Source organism: Thiomicrorhabdus immobilis, assembly GCF_021654855.1.
Classification (GTDB): domain Bacteria; phylum Pseudomonadota; class Gammaproteobacteria; order Thiomicrospirales; family Thiomicrospiraceae; genus Thiomicrorhabdus; species Thiomicrorhabdus immobilis.
The window spans coordinates 1,032,330-1,050,219 of record NZ_AP024202.1 but is presented as its reverse complement, the minus strand read 5'-3'; the positions used below and the strand labels follow the sequence as shown (position 1 = coordinate 1,050,219).

The following is a 17,890-nucleotide window of genomic DNA, read 5'->3' as shown; positions in this document are numbered from 1 at the left end:
CAAGCCATTATTTAATGAATTAAATCTATCTCATTGTTCAAGTTCAAACTTGTTCTGCCGATAACTTATATACAAGTTCTATTTTCGTTTACATAATGACTGATTCAGCATAAAACAGATAATAGCAATCGTCATTAAATGGTGAGAAATATCGCCAGTAAACTCATGATTTTGACCAGAAAAGGTGTATCCTATGGCTATTGATACCAAAAACTTAGGCTCGATTAACGCCTATCATAAACTCGCTTCACTACCGACAGAGCAAGCGAGAATGCACAACCCTAATGCAGTGAATACAACAGCGGACGAAAACAGTTTAACCACTGAAAAGCCCTCAAAACAAGTCACGCAAATGACCATTCGTAACGAACGTCAAGCGAGTTTGGTGGCACATCTATTTGGCAACGGTCAGTCGGCAGAAACCCAATCTCTTAAACTGACCTATCAAGCGGCAATCGAAAAACTCAATGAAGTTTTAATGGCAGAGATACCGCAAGCCGAAAATGGCGAAACAGCCCCTGCTCCTATTAGTGAGGAAGCCCTAAAATCACAAGGCGGCATGGAATACTGGACACCGGAAAACACCGCTAAACGTATTGTCGATGGCGCAACAGGTTTTCTGGCGGGGTTTCAAAATGCACACCCCGAACTACAAGGTGCCGCTTTAATGGATAAGTTCTTAGAAGTGGTTGGCGGCGGCCTGACCCAAGGTTTTGAGGAAGCCAAAAGCCTATTGGGTGATTTGGATGTATTAAAAGGTGACATTGCCGACAATATCGAAACCACTTACCAGTTGGTACTGGATGGCATGCAAAACTTCAAGAATCAGTTTTTAGGTATCTCAGATAGTCCTGAGGAACCGACTGAAACAACGTCTGAAAACCCACAAACGGACAAGGATTGAAATTCTAGTTACTAGAGCATCTGCCAGATACAAAAAAGGCGCTATTAAGCGCCTTTTTTGTATCTTTTAAAATTTATTCAATTTCTTCAAGACCAACTTTCGTTAGACCTGACTCATTGGCGTAATTGGTTAATTCCGCAGTTGACGTCATGCCCATTTTAGTCATAAGGTTTTCACGGTGTTTAGAAACGGTACGATCGCTGATTTCTAATTTTTCCGCGATGTCTTTGGTTTTAAACCCTTCAGCAACCAACTTGACAACTTGTTTTTCACGAACAGATAAACGTTTGTTGGTCAAACCACCATCAGCTTCTAAAATCGGTTGGATTTCAGAGTGTATAAACGTTTCGCCGTTCATCACCTGGCGAATACCGGCAACCAACTCTTTAGGTGAAATTGATTTCATCGCGATACCATCAATTCCCATATCTAACACTTCACGCCAAACGTTAATCGTTTCAGCAGCAGTCAGTACAATGATTTTAGTATCGGAATAACGTTTCTGGATATGAGTAATCGCATTAACACCGCTCAACTTAGGCATCGACAAATCAAGTAAAACAACATCAGGCGTTTTAGCTCGAATCAACTCTAAACACTCAAGTCCATCTTCAGCTTCAGCCACAACTTCAAAGTCAGCTTCACCATCAATGATTGATTTGAACCCGGCTCTTACCAATGCGTGATCTTCGGCTAATAAAACACTAATTTTTTCAGACATATCGGTCTCTACCTAACTTATTAATTTTACTTAGAATATAAGGATTTTTAATTTTTACTTATCGTTATTATGACTAATTGAGATTGAGTTCTCAAGACTTTTCACATTTAAAACAACATTTTGTAAGGTTTTTTCCGTTTCTGCAAATCTGATCGCCTCTTTTTGAACCTCATCCAGCTCTGTCGACGCATGATTTTGCAGCGTAACCTCTTGAATGGTTTCTAAATTCCTGAATAAACTCACCAGACCAGACAACTGGAACAACATGCAGTTACCTTTTAAATAATGCGCCATCTTTTTAATCGACTCTTTATCATTCAATTGATTGCACTGTTGTAATTCGTTAATGCCGTCATTCATTTCAACCAAAAAAGGTTCGACAAGATGATGAAACTGTTTAGGAACGTCCTCCAGCACCGCCAGGCTTTCCCGTTTTACTTGTTGGTCTCTTTCAAAATCCGTTTTTTGTGAATCAACCTCAACTTTTTGCTCTACTTTATGCCGATAATCCTTTTCCAACAAACGAATGATCTGTTGTTTATTAACCGGTTTGACCAACCAAGCATCAAAACCGACACTTTCAGGCTTTTCATCTTCCTCAATAAAGCCAGATAAATCACCACCCGCCGTAATCGCAAAAACCCCTTTTAACTCTTCAGCATGACCCTTTTCATAGCGCTCTTGAATTCTTTTACTGACTTCAACACCATCCATAAAAGGCATTTGTATATCTAGTAGGACATAATCAAACGGCTGCTGTTGAAATAACTCCCAAGCCTGTCGACCATCTTTCGCTTCCACGACTTCACAGTTTAAGTCCGCCAAATAGCCGGCTAAAACCATGCAGTTGATTTTCGAGTCATCGGCAATCAGAACCCGATGGCAGCCGACAGCCGTTTCGGCGACTTTAACGGCGTCAACGACATTATTAACTACCGATTTATTTTTGGATTGGGAGTTAGGGAGAATATCCCTTTGGGAATCGATTGAATCAACACTCTCCTTATTCACCCTCACCAAACGAGTGACATTGTTTGCAGGAGGATGTTTTTTGCCATTTTTCACACACTTGAGTTTCAACTCAAATTCAAAGGTAGTGCCAACCCCAACATCAGACGTGACCGTAATTTTTCCGCCCATTAACTCAACCAGCTGTTTGACCACAAACAGACCTAAACCGGCGCCTAAATAACGGTCATTAGCGGTATATTTACCGCTATCCGCTTCCAACTGAGCAAAAGGTTCAAAAATCTTAGCTTGTCTTTCTGGGGTTATACCCTCACCGGAATCGGTGATTTTAAAGACAAACCGCTCCTTAAGTGCTTCACTGATTTCGATATTCACACCACCATACTGGGTAAATTTAATCGCGTTCACAATCAGGTTAATCAAAATCTGGGTCAAACGAACGCCATCTGCGACAACCTTCTCATGCTCACCTAAATAAACCAGCGAAAGTATCAAATCCTTATCCGATGCAATCGATTTGGTCAGTTGTTTGACATTTTCCAGGAGTTCAGGCAAGGAAACTTCGGTTGGATGAAGTGTGATTCCATCATACTCTGTTTGCGAATACGTCAGAATATCGTTGACCAAGTAAGTAGACTGCTCGGCCGTCATCGCAATGGTTTTTAGCATACTGTTCACTTCGGAAGTAATCTCCATTTCAGAACGGATACGCTTAACTAAACTACTGATTCCAAGCAGAGGTGAACGCAACTCATGGCTAAGCAAAGCCAAAAAGCGTGACTGTTTGTTATATGAACTAGTGATGAAAGCGTTACGCTCTTGTAATGCCTTTTGGCGATCATACAGATGATTAAGGCTAAGACGACCTTGGGCATCGACCATCTCACGTTCTAAAGCCACCATTTCAGAGACATCGACACAAGTCACCCAAATGATTTTTTCGTTATCTACCGTTAATACTCTTAATTGATGCTGAAAGGAGCGTTTACCTTTTAGGGTTTCATAACTGGCGATAAAACGCATGTCGAAGTCGGCACTGGTCGCATTTTCGGCTTTATATGCCTCCGCAATTTTCAACCTAAGTAGTTCGGTTTCATATTCCCCCATAATATCTTCCAGCAGGGAAACATGCCGTCCCAAAATATTTAACAATCCTTTGGATAACTCCAAAAACTCCTTACCTTCCCTAATGGCGTAAGTCCACCATAGGTTTTGTTCGAACATTTTTTGGGCTAGTTTATTGCTAGGAATGGATTGTGAATGACTCATTTCGATTCGCTTAGGGCTGACTCTGTATTTTTGTTAGAAAAATGCGTAAAATACTTGGCATTAATTTGTCTTAGTTTATTCTCAGTTATTTAACCATGAATAAACTTTTTCAGCACTCCAATCCTCTGTTTTTTTACTTACTGAACTCAGAATATAAAAAGCTGATTACAACCAAGAAGAACCTGAAAACTATGTCACAACCAACCTCATCGACTGAAACACGTATTGAAAAAGACAGTATGGGTAGTTTAGAAGTCCCAAAAAATGCGCTATATGGTGCGCAAACACAACGTGCAATCAACAATTTCCCGATTAGCGGAATCCCAATGCCAAAAGCCTTTATTGACGCTTTGTGTTATGTAAAGTTTGCCTGTTCAGACAGTAACCGAGAACTGGGCTTGTTGAGTGAAGAAAAAGCCGATGCAATCCAAACCGCTGCCAAAGAAGTGATTCATGGGGATTTTGCCGAACATTTTCCAATTGATATCTTTCAAACCGGTTCAGGTACCAGCACCAATATGAACGCCAATGAAGTGCTTGCTTCATTAACCAAACAATTAACCAATATTGATGTCCATCCAAACGATGACATCAATATGAGCCAAAGTTCCAACGATGTCATTCCAACCGCCATTCATGTTGCCGCATCGATTGCATTAGAGGAAAAGTTACTGCCTGCTTTACTGCACTTGGTCGAAGTCATTGAAGACCGTGAACTTGAGTTAGCCGATGTGGTTAAAACCGGACGTACTCACTTAATGGATGCGATGCCGGTTAAATTAAGTCAAGAATTAGGTGCTTGGAAAGCGCAAATCAAAGACAACATTCAACGCTTACGTGAAACCCAAAAACGTATCCAAAAACTACCTCAAGGTGGTACTGCAGTTGGTACAGGCGTGAATGCCGACCCTGAATTCGGGCGTTTGGTTGCCGCTAACTTGGCGACCATTACCGCGATTCATTTTGAGCCGATGGAAAACCTATTCATAGGGTTAAGCTCACAAGACACGGCTTTAGAATTGAGTGGCCAACTCAATGTATTAGCCGCTAGCTTAATGAAAATCGCCAATGATTTACGCTGGATGAATTCGGGTCCATTAGCTGGCCTGGGAGAAATTCAACTACCCGCGTTACAACCGGGTAGTTCAATCATGCCGGGTAAAGTGAATCCGGTCATTCCAGAAGCGGTATGCATGGTAGCCGCCCAAATCATGGGGAATCACACAGCAATCACCGTCGGCGCACAATCGGGTAACTTCCAGTTGAATGTAATGCTGCCAATGATTGCTTATAACCTGCTACAAAGTTTGGAAATCGCTGCATCAAGCTCGGTTCAATTAGCGGATTTAGCCATTAAAGGCTTTACCGTCAATACCGCAAACATTCAAAAAGCACTGGATGTAAACCCAATCCTGGTCACAGCTTTAAATACCGTAGTCGGCTATGAAAAAGGCGCGGCGATTGCTAAAGAAGCCTATCGTTCTGGCCGTCCTGTTTTGGATGTCGCCTTAGAGATGACGGACTTAGATGAAGCCACTTTAAAACAGTATTTAAATCCCGCTTTATTAACCGAGGGTGGAAACCCATCCATTTAACTCAATTTCGGGCCCTTGAAATCCATACAGGGGTCCAGACTCATTTTTCATTAAAAAGGAAGAACCATGGCCGTCATTAATTTAAAAACTGAACAATTCGAAGAAACTATTGCAAACAACGATATCGTTATTTTCGATTTCTGGGCTGAGTGGTGTGGTCCTTGTAAACAATTCGGTCCGGTATTTGAAGAGATTTCAGAAAAATTTCCAGATATCGCTTTTTGTAAAGTAAACGTGGAAGAGGAGCAAGAGCTTGCCGGTATGTTCCAAGTCCGTTCTATCCCTACTCTAGTGTTTATGCGTGAAAAGATTGTGGTTTTCTCAAACCCTGGTGCAATCCCAGGAAGTGCGCTTGAAGAAGGTATTGGCCAACTGCTAGAACTAGACATGGACAAGGTTCATGCTGACTTAGCCGAAGCACAGGCTAAACAAGAAGGTTAATCTTTCCTAATCCCCCTGCTTTTGGATGCGATTTAAACAGAAATCGTATCCACATTTCACTCCTCAGACAACATCAAACTCTCACTATAAGCATTATAAATCTCCTATAATCATTGCATACTTTTAAGATGATTAGGCGTCTTCAATGACTCAAGCAATTCAATCGTTACCGATTACAAAAATTCTCCCTCCAGGCAATATTCTGATGACAGGCTGTTCAACTGGTATTGGTTATCACTGCGCAAAACAGTTGCATGAAATGGGCTATCAGGTTATCGCCACCTGCCGACAACAAGCCGATGTCACACGATTGAACGAAGAAGGCATCACCTGTTTTCAACTGGATCTAGCCGATAGCCAGTCGATTCAATCCGCCTTAAAAAAAGTTTTGCTAGCAACCGACGGCAAAATCGATGCCTTGTTTAACAACGGGGCTTTCGGTTTACCAGGTGCGGTTGAGGACTTAAGTCGAGAGGCGATGGAATATCAATTTCAAACCAATGTATTCGGCACCCAAGAATTAACCAATGCCGTGGTAAAAATCATGCGCCAACAAGGTCATGGCAAAATCATCTATAACAGTTCCATCCTTGGATTTGCCGCCATGCAATACCGCGGAGCCTACAATGCCAGTAAATTTGCCATAGAAGGATTTGCAGATACATTACGTCTGGAAATAAAACAGGATAATATCCAGGTAAGTTTGATTGAACCGGGGCCAATTTTGTCGGAGTTTAGAAAAAATGCCTACGAGCAATTTAAACGTTGGATAAAAATGGATGAAAGTGCTCATCAAGCTAAATATCAAGCGATGGTAAAACGCTTAGAAACCGTTGGACCCAGCGTCCCTTTCACTTTGGGGCCTGAAGCGGTAAGCAAATGTGTAGTGCACGCCTTACAGAATAACAAAGCCAAGATTCGTTATCGAGTCACCGTTCCGACCATCGTCTTTGCTTATTTGAAACGCATATTGCCAAATCGTTGGCTGGATGTTTTATTGGTTAAAGCGGGCGGAGACGGTAAACGATAGGTTTTAAAATGAAAATTAGCCAGTAAGACACGAAGGCTCGGGGATTTTTAGAGTGGTAGTTTTTACCAGGCCTGGTAAATTCAAAATACCAACCCATTATTCCTTAGTGTATTCATGCCGTTATGACTAATCAAAAGCCACCGTAGATGGCGAAAACATCAATCTTCAAAAACCATTGAATAGGGACGCGCTATATCTTGCATCACTTTCTGTAAACTGAAACTGCGAACCTCTTCGATAAAACGCTGGCCAGTGAAAAACACTTGTAATGTCGGCAAGGTAAACACCCCGTTTTGCGAACAAATATCCGTGACCACATGGCAATCGACGTAAACCATCTTGATTTTAGGGTAGTTTTCGTTGATTAACTCAATCAATTTCGGTTTGATCGAGTGGCAAACGTTGCACGCCTTTCCACCAAATAAAATCAATAACCCATCTTCTGAATGCTTTAGGTTATCCAACTCTTCTAATGTTTGAATGTTTTGCATGAATTTTCTCTCCTAAACCCACTTGGATAAAGTCAGCAGGCCTGGTCATATAAGCTATATTTTGGCGATTATTCTACGCTATTGTTATATCAATTTCAGTTAGCCGTTGTTACGGTTTTTAGGCGCATTACGACTGCCTGGTTTATTGCCGCTGGGGGCTTGATGACCTCTGCGGTTTTCACCTGAACGTTGACCGTCTTGGTGGTTCACCTTTGGTTTTTTAGGTTTCTTAGGCTTTTTAGGGCGAGGATCCAAGCGTGACTGTTTAAGAGGGTGTGTTGGCACATAGCCTTCAATGGTTCTACGCTCTAGAACCTCGCCAATTAAACGCTCGATATCAAACAACAGCTTGTCTTCTTCAGAACACACTAAAGAGATGGCTTCCCCCGTTGCACCTGCTCGACCGGTTCGCCCGATACGATGCACATAATCTTCTGGCACATTCGGTAAATCATAGTTCACCACATGAGGAAGCTGGTCAATATCCAAACCACGAGCCGCGATATCGGTTGCGACCAACACTCGAATCGCACCGGATTTAAAATCGGCTAAGGCTTTTGTTCTAGCACCCTGGCTTTTATTACCGTGAATCGGAGAGGCGGTGATACCGATAGCATTAAGTTGTTTGGTAATTCGATTAGCACCATGTTTGGTTTTACTGAACACCAAAACCTGTTCCCAGTTGTTATCCACAATCAAATCAATCAATAGCTTGGATTTATGCCCTTTATCTACCGCATAAATCCATTGCTCGATTTTCTTGACCGTGCTATTTGGCGGGGTAACCGAGACTTCAACCGGATTGCGCACAAAGCCTTTAGCCAACTCACGAATCTCAGGTGAAAAGGTTGCTGAAAACAATAAAGTCTGACGGTTCTTTGGCAGAAGTTTCATGATACGTTTCAAGTCATGGATAAAGCCCATGTCCAACATTCTATCGGCTTCATCCAAAACCAACACCTCAAGCTGATTGAACTTGATGGCATTTTGGCTATGCAAATCCAATAGACGTCCAGGAGTGGCGACCAATACATCGACACCTCGTCTTAAACGCTGCATTTGCGGGTTGATTTTCACCCCGCCAAACACCACATCTGAACGCAAAGCGGTATGTTTACTATATTGATAAACACTCTCTTGAACCTGTGCCGCCAACTCACGAGTTGGAGTCAAGACCAAAGCTCTTGCTTGATTACTCTGCGGGCGCTCACCTTTTAATAAACGCTCTAACATGGGCAAAGTAAAAGCGGCGGTTTTACCGGTACCGGTTTGTGCCGCGGCCATCACATCTCGGCCATCTATGACAGCTGGTATCGCCTTTTCTTGAATGGGTGATGCTTTGCTATAACCAAGTTCAGTTACAGCCTGTAAAATAGGTTCAGACAAACCTAGAGAGGAAAAATCCATAGTATCGCTCTTTGCTGATTGGCAAAGAAAAGTAAACACACTTACGATATTTGCCAGGGGGATTGAATAGAGGGTGTAGCTTACAGTAAGACGGCTATTAAAGCCATTTAGATTACAACTTATTCTTGCTTAAGCCCGAGAGTTTAATACTGTCACCAGGCCTGGTAACTTATTGATATACAGTTTGAAACCCCTTTCACTTGATATTAAGCTTAACCAAGCCAGGGTGTGCTAAAATTTATCCACAACTGAACTTTTATCAATCAACTCCAAGAAGGCCTATATGAACATTTGGGTAGATGCCGATGCTTGTCCTGTCGTCATTAAAGAGACATTATTCCGTGCCGCAGACCGCACTAAAACGGCAACCACCTTAGTGGCTAACCACAGCATGAGAATTCCACCCTCGCCTTATATTACCTTTCAACATGTCGAATCGGGATTTGATGTCGCCGACAATAAAATCGTACAACAGATTACCGCAAACGATTTACTGATCACCAGCGATATTCCCCTTGCGGCCGAAGCCGTTGCAAAAGGTGCCACCGTATTAAGCCCCAGAGGGGAGTTGTACACGGAATCGAATATCCGGTCACGCTTGAATATGCGTGACTTTATGGAAGGGTTGCGTAATAGCGGAGTCGATGTCGGCGGCCCCAGTGTCTTAAGCCAGGCCGATCGACAAGCATTTGCCAACCACCTAGACCGCTGGCTGACTAAGGCCAGTAATCTAAAAAAACAACCTACAGCACAATCATAAGGCTTGATAAGCCTTTCATAGGCCACCTAGATATGAACCCGGTTAATCAACAGAAATTAGAACAAGAGCATCAACCTCAGGCGATTGCTAAACGTTTAGCAAAACTGCCTAAACGACAAAACATATCCGATGCGATTCTCGGTGGGATTGATGGTTGTGTAACCACTTTCGCAATTGTTTCAGGCGCGATTGGCGCTGGTTTTTCTGCCTCGGTGGCTTTAATCTTAGGGTTTGCCAACTTATTTGCCGATGGTTTTAGCATGGCGATCAGTAATTATGAAGCCAATAAGGCACAGCAAGAATTTGCCGACAATATTCGTCAAACCGAAGCCGAACATATCAAACAGGTACCCGAAGGTGAACGTGAAGAGATTAGACAGATTTTTCAACGTAAAGGCTTTGAGGGGGATACGCTTGAGAACATCGTACAGACCATCACCCAAAACAAGGCTTTATGGATAGAAACCATGCTGATTGAGGAACACGGCATTCAAAGTCGACCTCCTGAGGCGGTTAAAGCCGCCTTAACGACCTTTAGCGCATTTCTCGTGGTAGGTGCGATTCCATTGATTCCGTTCTTAATCCCCTCTTTCGATGTTCATCAACAGTTCTTATTCAGTACGGTTTTGGCCGGGCTGATGTTCTTTTTTATTGGCATGCTCAAAAGCTTTGTGTTTGCTAAACCCATTATCTACTCTGGCTTTAGCACCTTATTAACAGGCGGCACAGCCGCTGGTTTGGCGTTTTTAACAGGCTATATCTTGAGAGAACTGTTTGGTATTTAAAGGCTCTATATGGTTCTATAAGATGCTAAAAGGTAAAGAGGGGGAATATGGCTTGGCGCACAGCCTATAGCCAGGCCGCTCCCCTCACCCCACTGGCGTCGCCAAATTTGGGTGGCTTTAACTGGGTATCGACGGCATCGCTAAACACCCAGTTATGCCATAGTTTGGGCACCTCACGATAAATACGTTCAATATTCGACATGCCACCACCCAACACAATCACATCCGGGTCAAGGATATTGATGACACTCGCTAACCCTTTCGCCAACCAAGTCATGTAATCTTGCATAAGTTGTTCGGCATCCACATCACCTTGTTCACTTAATGCCACAATCTGTTCTGCGGTTTTAGCCAGGCCTGTTCGTTGTAAAAAATGTTGTTCAAAACCGCTTCCCGAAAGAAAGGTTTCATTACAACCGTTTAATCCACAGTAACAAGCTAATGCTACATCGCTTGCCGTTTGCCACGGCAAGGGGTTGTGCCCCCACTCGCCGGCAATGGCATTCACCCCATTTAAAATCTGACCATTGACAACCACACCACCGCCGCAACCGGTACCAATGATGACACCAAACACAATGTCAGAACCCGAAGCCGCACCATCAACCGCTTCAGACAAGGCAAAACAATTCGCATCATTGGCTAATTGCACAGGCCGGCTTAGGGCGTTTTGTAAATCGCCTTGCAGATCTTCACCGATTAACCAGGTGGAATTGGCATTTTTAACCTTACCCGTTTTGGATGAAATCGCTCCGGGGATACCGACACCGACCAGGCCTGGTAAATTGATAATTGGATTCAACTGAGAATCCGATTTCAGTTCATTTTCAGCGTCTAAGACTAATTGTGCAATGGCTTGTACGGTAGCGTGATAATCACCCTTAGGGGTAGCGATACGTTTTTGATAGACAACCTTATTAGTGCCGTCCTCCAATACTAACAATCCCAAAATCTCGATTTTAGTACCGCCTAAATCGATGCCAAAACGTAATGTCGCCATACTCTAAACTCTTCGTAATCTATTTATATAGGTAAACCGTAAAGTCATTTTCCAGATAACCTTCCAGCAACTCAACCTGACTGGCAAAGCTTTGGCAATAGTCGATGATTTCCGTGGGTAAAAAACTTTGTAGATCGTAACGACTCTTTACCCACTGATGACGAGCGTCCAGTAAATTAAACGCGACACCTTTTTTACTGATTTGATACATCGCCCGTATAACCGACTTGGCGTAATCACCTTGCTGCTGTGACGTGCCTTCGACTTCGGTTTCCACCACCTCGTTCAACGCTCCGGAAAGCATCACATAATCGAACTGCAAAGGGCTAAAATTAAAGTCCGCTAATTCGCCATTTTTTATGGTTGCTTGGGGGTGCAAGGATTGGGCGGCTAACACCATTTCAGGCGAGATATCGATACCGGTGTAATCGGGAAGGTATTCGTTTTTTTGTAAATAATCCACCAAGTCTGCAAAACCACAGCCCACATCTAATAATGACCAGGCCTGCTGTTTTAACTCAGTTGCAGCAGGTAACATCTCCATCAACTTTTGAAAACGAATCTCTTGAATTTCGCGGTTACTCCAATACAGCGCTTGTGGCTGATAACCATAACGTTCAACCGACACCTTATGGCGTGTTTGAATCCTCAATCGCTGTTTATCAGAAAGTTTATTGGCTATGACATTCATCGACATAACCTTACTGAATGGTTTTCAACCACTGGATCTCTTCATCAGAGAAACCGGCTTGTTGGCGCGCATCAAAATTAAACGGGCCACGCAAATCACCATGAAAATAGTCGCGGATAATCTGTTGAAATGCCTCAAACGGATCCAAAGCACGCTGTTCACATAAATACCTAAACCATCGAGTACCCACTTCGACATGACCAATCTCATCACGCAATAAAATCTTTAAGATTTCTACACCTCGTTTATCACCGATTGAACGCAACTTACTGATCATAGGAGGTGTCACATCTAAACCACGCGCCTCAAGAGTTCTTGGCACCAAAGCCATTCGGATTAAAGGATCATGGTCGGTTTCATAGGTTGTCATCCACAAACCATCATGCGCGGCCATATCACCATATTCATAACCCAAACTATTTAAATGCTCTCGCACCATTTGAAAGTGATACGCTTCTTCACCCGCTACACCTAACCAATCACGGTAAAATTCATAGGGCATCTCCTGAAAGCGATAAATGGCATCTAACGCTAAGTTAACCGCATTGAACTCGATATGAGCAATAGAATGCATCAACGAGGCATGACCTTCTTTAGACCCTAAACGACGTCGTGGCAAGTCTTTAGGAGGCACAAGATCCGGTTTTTCAGGGCGCCCGGCATCCTTGACCCTAACCACCGTTTCAGTAGGAGTGAAATCAAACAGATCGTTTGACCAATCTTCTTGGAGTTGAGAAAGCTGTCTCACTTTTCGATTCAGGTCTTTTTCCATTAAACACTGGAAGACCGATTCGAATAAATTTTTGTGCTTGGAGTTTGACATAGGATTATTTTGGTACAACTTTTAAAGTCTATTAAGTTTAGCCCTTTTAACATAAAGGCTTAAAACAAAAAAACCGGCCATAAGCCGGTTTTTTTTATACAACGCTTAGTACCAAATTAACGGTAGTAAGTTGCTTGAAGGTAACGAACACCTTTGTATTTTTTAGCATCGATCGCGTCGAACAATTTAGACCATGCTGCACGGTCTTCAGGAGTCATAACTGAAGAAGGGTTAACACCTACAGTTTTATCGCCATATTTTGCTTCAATTTTAGTTAGTTCAGCCATACAAGCTGCAACTTCAGTTTTTTGCTCTAATGCACGTGCAGCAGTAGCACCTTCTTTAGCAGCAGTAGCAATTACGTTTTCAGCATCAGTAATACATTGGCTATATACATCATCTGCAGCTTGAGCATTCATAGACATTGCTGCGATTGCAGAAATGAATAACGCTTTAAGTGTTAAGTTTTTCATTTTTAAATAAACTCCGAGGTTTTAATTTATCGCTGTAACTCGACAATTTTGACGGTTTTCAATCTAAATTGCAAGCCTATTTGGATTAGAAAATAATGAAATGCTTATAAAGTTTTTTTATCACTTAGCCTGTGTGCTCTTGATGCATTTTACGGTTTTAAACATCGCAACAATTAACATAATGATAACAATAAGATAACCCACTTGATAAACACCATGCAAACTTGCAAACAAAGGCCAATCAACCGCGTTTTTTTCTATACCCTGAGGATATTTCGCCTTGATCTCAGTCATCCAAGGTGAAACGACCCATAACAATCCAGTCATTAAAAAGAGTGAGATAGCATCAAACCATATCGATATTGCCACCCGTCTTACTGACATTCGCCAAGCCAGCAACAGTAACAAAAACAGCAAGAGCAAATAACCCGATATATTGAACAACAACCCGGCAATGAATCCAGCCAGCTTGGCACTCAGACTCGCAAACAGCACAGGCGTGACCAAATAGCCGATTGTTAACAACAAACTAATCAGTGCACTGTAGATAATAAGACTCGTAGAATAATAACTCGAAATCGATCTTATAAAACGCAACTTACTCATAATGTCCCAACGAATGAACTGGTAGATTTAAAAAAACCAGGCCTGGTAATATCCAGCCTGGCTTTAGATTGTTTTAAATAGTTTTAAGACAATATCATCGTTACACGACGTTAGACCATCAACTACCTATATGTATTGAACTTCTACAATCTCGTAATCAATGTTGCCACTAGGCGCTTGAACAATCACTTCATCCCCCTCTTCTTTACCGATTAAGGCACGGGCAATAGGTGAATTGACTGAAATTTTGTTCAACTTCACATCCGACTCTTCGTTTCCTACAATCTTGTAAGTCAGCTCTTCGTCTGTATCAACATTTAAAACGGTTACCGTCGCACCAAACACAATCTTGCCACTCGGGTTCAACTTGGTGACATCGATGATTTGCGCGTGTGACAATTGACCTTCAATCTGACTGATACGCGCCTCGACCAAACCTTGTTGTTCACGCGCCGCATGGTATTCAGCATTCTCTTTCAGATCACCATGTTCACGTGCATCCGCAATCGCCTGGGTAATGCGAGGACGATCTTCCTTTTTGAGCTTATTCAATTCAGCTTGAAGTGCGTCTGCACCTTCTTTTGTCATAGGATGCTTTTGCATAACATCATATCCTTTCAAATTAATGGGTATCTTTAACGTTGTTAAACGTAAAACGCCAAAGCCCAATTATCTTGAGCTTCGGCGCTTTAATTTTACAGGTAAAATTTAGTGAATATCTTGTAAACGAGTTACCGGTTGATCATCTAAATATTCCATCGCCGCAACCATGGCAAACGCCCCTGCAATCGTTGTTGTATAACAAGTCTTATGCATTAAAGCTTCACGACGGATACTTGAAGAGTCTTGAATACTCACCGAACCGTCCGAAGTGTTGACAATCAATGCGATCTCTTCGTTAACAATCGAGTCGACGATATTTGGACGCCCTTCAGTGACCTTATTAACCGTTTCACAAGCAATACCGGCTTCTGTCAAAGATGTAGCAGTACCACGAGTCGCTACAATATTGAAGCCTTTTTGCACAAGTAACTTAGCTAAATCGACCACCTGCACACGATCCGCTTTACGCACACTCAAGAACGCCGTACCGGTACGAGGTAAAACGGTACCCGCAGCTAATGACGCTTTCGAGTAGGCTTGGGCAAAGTTTTCGCCCACACCCATAACCTCACCAGTCGACTTCATTTCAGGCCCAAGAATCGGATCCACACCCAAGAACTTGATGAATGGGAATACCGCTTCTTTCACAGAATAATGTTTTGGTTTGACTTCAGCTGTAAAACCTTGGTCTTTCAGCTTTTGACCCACCATACAACGTGCGGCGATTTTAGCTAAAGGATGACCAATCGCTTTAGAAACAAACGGAACCGTACGCGAAGCACGAGGGTTAACTTCTAATACATAGATGTCATCACCCTTAACCGCAAACTGGGTGTTCATCAGACCAACAACACCTAAAGCATGTGCCATTTTTTCAACCTGAACACGAATACGGTCTTGAATCTCTTCAGAAATACTATAAGGCGGTAAAGAACATGCTGAGTCACCAGAGTGGATACCCGCTTGCTCGATATGCTCCATGATGCCGCCGATAACAACCTGCTCACCATCACAAATCGCATCCACATCCAACTCAACCGCATCGTCCAAGAAACGGTCTAGCAAAACTGGTGATTCATTGGAAACATCAATCGCCGCTTGCATATAACGCATAAGGTTCGCTTCGTCATAAACGATTTCCATACCACGACCACCTAATACATAAGATGGACGAACAACCAATGGATAACCGATTTCTTTCGCTAATGCCGCCGCTTGGTCCGCGTTAGTCGCTGTACGGTTAGGTGGTTGAAGCAGGTCATTGTCATTCAAAATCTTCTGGAAACGCTCACGGTCTTCCGCCAAGTCGATAGACTCTGGTGAAGTCCCTACAATCGGCACTCCTGCCGCTTCTAGATCTTCTGCTAATTTAAGCGGAGTCTGTCCACCGTACTGAACGATAACACCCTTAGGCTTTTCAACTTCCACGATTTCAAGCACATCTTCAAGCGTTAACGGCTCAAAGTACAGACGGTCTGAAGTATCGTAATCGGTCGAAACCGTTTCAGGGTTACAGTTGACCATAATGGTTTCATAACCGTCTTCACGCATAGCCATCGCCGCATGAACACAGCAGTAATCGAATTCGATACCTTGACCGATACGGTTTGGACCACCACCTAAAATCATGATTTTTTCTTTATCGGTCGGATTCGCTTCACACTCTTCATCGTAGGTTGAATACATGTAAGCCGTTGAAGTTTCAAACTCTGCCGCACAGGTATCAACACGTTTAAAGACCGGACGAACATTCAAGGTATGACGGAACTTACGCACAAACGCCGCATCAGTATCAAGCAACTTAGCCAGTCTATTGTCAGAGAAACCTTTACGTTTTAGGTTACGAAGATAGGTTTCATCTAGAGCATCTAAACCACGTTGCTTGATATCGTCTTCCATATCAATCAACTCTTTGATTTGCGACAGGAACCAAGGATCGATTTTAGAACTTTCAAAAACCGCTTCCAAAGACCAACCTGCACGGAATGCATCCGCCACATACCATAGACGTTGTGCACCTGGATTACGAAGCTCTTGACGTAACTTGTCTTTGATGTCTTTTTCAGCCATTGTCGCTAACGGCATGATTTCATCAAAACCAGACTTATCTGTTTCCAAACCACGTAATGCTTTTTGAATCGACTCTTGGAAGTTACGCCCCATCGCCATAACCTCACCTACCGACTTCATCTGAGTCGATAGACGATCTTGAGCTTGCGGGAACTTTTCAAACGTAAAACGAGGAACTTTAGTTACCACGTAATCGATAGTCGGTTCAAATGACGCCGGAGTCGCACCATTAGTGATGTCGTTTGACAGTTCATCAAGTGTGTAACCTACCGCTAACTTAGCGGCAATCTTAGCGATTGGGAAACCGGTAGCTTTTGACGCTAACGCCGATGAACGAGATACACGAGGGTTCATCTCGATAATGATCATACGGCCTGTCTCAGGGTGGATTGAGAACTGTACGTTAGAGCCCCCTGTTTCCACACCGATTTCACGTAATACCGCTAAAGAGGCGTTACGCATGATTTGATATTCTTTATCAGTCAAGGTTTGTGCCGGTGCAACCGTAATTGAGTCACCTGTATGCACACCCATTGGGTCTAAGTTTTCAATAGAGCAGACAATGATAGCGTTGTCGTTTTTATCACGCACCACTTCCATCTCATACTCTTTCCAACCTTCAATCGACTCTTCAATCAAAAGTTCTTTTGTTGGGGAAAGATCCAAACCGAATTTACAGATTTGTTCAAATTCGTCTTTGTTGTAGGCGATACCACCACCAGAACCACCTAACGTGAATGATGGACGGATAACCGTTGGGAAACCCACTGTGGCTTGGATAGCCCAAGCTTCTTCCATGTTATGCGCCACATCAGACTTAGGCATATCCAAACCGATTTTTGTCATCGCTTGACGGAAACGGTCACGGTTTTCAGCCTTATCGATGGCATCAGCATTCGCACCAATCAACTCGACATCGTACTTGGCCAAAACCCCTTTGGCATCCAAGTCTAATGCACAGTTAAGCGCTGTCTGTCCACCCATAGTTGGTAGGATTGCATCAGGACGTTCTTTAGCGATAATCGCTTCAACCGTTTTCCATTCGATTGGTTCGATATAGGTTGCATCCGCCATCTCAGGATCTGTCATGATGGTTGCTGGGTTAGAGTTCACCAAGATTACACGGTAACCTTCTTCTTTAAGCGCTTTACACGCCTGAACTCCAGAGTAATCGAATTCGCATGCTTGACCGATAATAATAGGGCCAGCACCAATAATCATAATACTTTTTATATCACTTCTTTTTGGCATT

17 protein-coding genes are annotated in these 17,890 nt (G+C 42.9%); 6 read left to right on the top strand and 11 right to left on the bottom strand.

Annotation, left to right across the window (positions count from 1 at the left end; genetic code table 11):
* Positions 1 to 193 precede the first annotated feature (193 nt).
* Positions 194 to 904, top strand: a complete 711-nt coding sequence (locus L6421_RS04670) for a DUF5610 domain-containing protein (protein ID WP_237264058.1) — start codon at positions 194 to 196, stop codon at positions 902 to 904.
* A gap of 73 nt (positions 905 to 977) precedes the next feature.
* On the opposite strand, the gene L6421_RS04665 is transcribed toward L6421_RS04670, so the two are convergent.
* Together L6421_RS04665 and L6421_RS04660 are read right to left on the bottom strand one after the other, a co-directional pair.
* Positions 978 to 1,625 carry a response regulator gene (locus L6421_RS04665; protein WP_237264055.1) on the bottom strand — a complete coding sequence of 216 codons (648 nt, stop codon included), beginning with the start codon at positions 1,623 to 1,625 and terminating at the stop codon, positions 978 to 980.
* 54 nt (positions 1,626 to 1,679) lie between these two features.
* The gene (locus L6421_RS04660) at positions 1,680 to 3,863 is read right to left on the bottom strand and encodes an ATP-binding protein (protein ID WP_237264053.1); all 2,184 of its coding nucleotides are present in this window, start codon (positions 3,861 to 3,863) and stop codon (positions 1,680 to 1,682) included.
* A gap of 191 nt (positions 3,864 to 4,054) precedes the next feature.
* Here L6421_RS04660 and L6421_RS04655 point away from each other — a divergent pair, with 191 nt between their 5' ends.
* The 3 genes from L6421_RS04655 to L6421_RS04645 all read left to right on the top strand — a co-directional run bounded on the left by L6421_RS04655 (position 4,055) and on the right by L6421_RS04645 (position 6,929).
* Positions 4,055 to 5,458 carry a class II fumarate hydratase gene (locus L6421_RS04655; protein WP_237264052.1) on the top strand — a complete coding sequence of 468 codons (1,404 nt, stop codon included), beginning with the start codon at positions 4,055 to 4,057 and terminating at the stop codon, positions 5,456 to 5,458.
* 66 nt (positions 5,459 to 5,524) lie between these two features.
* Positions 5,525 to 5,899 (top strand): thioredoxin, encoded by a 375-nt coding sequence (gene trxA / locus L6421_RS04650; RefSeq protein ID WP_237264050.1) that lies wholly within the window; start codon positions 5,525 to 5,527, stop codon positions 5,897 to 5,899.
* Between the two features lie 145 nt (positions 5,900 to 6,044).
* A complete protein-coding gene (locus L6421_RS04645; RefSeq protein WP_237264048.1) occupies positions 6,045 to 6,929 on the top strand; it encodes an SDR family oxidoreductase in 885 nt (294 codons plus the stop codon).
* A 158-nt stretch (positions 6,930 to 7,087) separates the two neighbouring features.
* Here L6421_RS04645 and L6421_RS04640 read toward each other — a convergent pair whose 3' ends face one another.
* Both L6421_RS04640 and L6421_RS04635 read right to left on the bottom strand, forming a co-directional pair.
* Entirely contained in the window at positions 7,088 to 7,420 is a 333-nt protein-coding gene (locus L6421_RS04640; RefSeq protein ID WP_237264046.1) for a thioredoxin family protein, read from the bottom strand.
* A 99-nt stretch (positions 7,421 to 7,519) separates the two neighbouring features.
* Positions 7,520 to 8,827 (bottom strand): DEAD/DEAH box helicase, encoded by a 1,308-nt coding sequence (locus tag L6421_RS04635; protein WP_237264044.1) that lies wholly within the window; start codon positions 8,825 to 8,827, stop codon positions 7,520 to 7,522.
* A gap of 283 nt (positions 8,828 to 9,110) precedes the next feature.
* Here L6421_RS04635 and L6421_RS04630 point away from each other — a divergent pair, with 283 nt between their 5' ends.
* Positions 9,111 to 9,587 carry a YaiI/YqxD family protein gene (locus L6421_RS04630; RefSeq protein ID WP_237264042.1) on the top strand — a complete coding sequence of 159 codons (477 nt, stop codon included), beginning with the start codon at positions 9,111 to 9,113 and terminating at the stop codon, positions 9,585 to 9,587.
* Between the two features lie 32 nt (positions 9,588 to 9,619).
* Positions 9,620 to 10,372, top strand: coding sequence for a VIT1/CCC1 transporter family protein (locus L6421_RS04625; protein WP_237264040.1), 753 nt, complete (start codon positions 9,620 to 9,622; stop codon positions 10,370 to 10,372).
* Between the two features lie 64 nt (positions 10,373 to 10,436).
* Here L6421_RS04625 and L6421_RS04620 read toward each other — a convergent pair whose 3' ends face one another.
* The 7 genes from L6421_RS04620 to carB form a co-directional block, all read right to left on the bottom strand.
* On the bottom strand, positions 10,437 to 11,372 hold the full coding sequence (locus L6421_RS04620) for an ROK family protein (protein ID WP_237264038.1): 936 nt from the start codon (positions 11,370 to 11,372) through the stop codon (positions 10,437 to 10,439).
* Positions 11,373 to 11,391: 19 nt separating this feature from the next.
* Positions 11,392 to 12,063 carry a class I SAM-dependent methyltransferase gene (locus L6421_RS04615; protein ID WP_237264036.1) on the bottom strand — a complete coding sequence of 224 codons (672 nt, stop codon included), beginning with the start codon at positions 12,061 to 12,063 and terminating at the stop codon, positions 11,392 to 11,394.
* A gap of 10 nt (positions 12,064 to 12,073) precedes the next feature.
* Positions 12,074 to 12,886, bottom strand: a complete 813-nt coding sequence (locus L6421_RS04610; RefSeq protein WP_237264034.1) for a ferritin-like domain-containing protein — start codon at positions 12,884 to 12,886, stop codon at positions 12,074 to 12,076.
* Between the two features lie 116 nt (positions 12,887 to 13,002).
* Complete coding sequence (locus L6421_RS04605) at positions 13,003 to 13,359, bottom strand: hypothetical protein (protein ID WP_237264033.1); 357 nt, start codon at positions 13,357 to 13,359, stop codon at positions 13,003 to 13,005.
* A 120-nt stretch (positions 13,360 to 13,479) separates the two neighbouring features.
* A complete protein-coding gene (locus L6421_RS04600; RefSeq protein WP_255695506.1) occupies positions 13,480 to 13,965 on the bottom strand; it encodes a DUF4149 domain-containing protein in 486 nt (161 codons plus the stop codon).
* A gap of 126 nt (positions 13,966 to 14,091) precedes the next feature.
* Positions 14,092 to 14,568: a transcription elongation factor GreA gene (gene greA, locus L6421_RS04595; RefSeq protein ID WP_237264029.1), complete on the bottom strand. Its 477-nt coding sequence runs from the start codon at positions 14,566 to 14,568 to the stop codon at positions 14,092 to 14,094.
* Between the two features lie 105 nt (positions 14,569 to 14,673).
* Entirely contained in the window at positions 14,674 to 17,889 is a 3,216-nt protein-coding gene (gene carB, locus L6421_RS04590; protein ID WP_237264027.1) for a carbamoyl-phosphate synthase large subunit, read from the bottom strand.
* Between the last annotated feature and the right edge of the window lies 1 nt (position 17,890).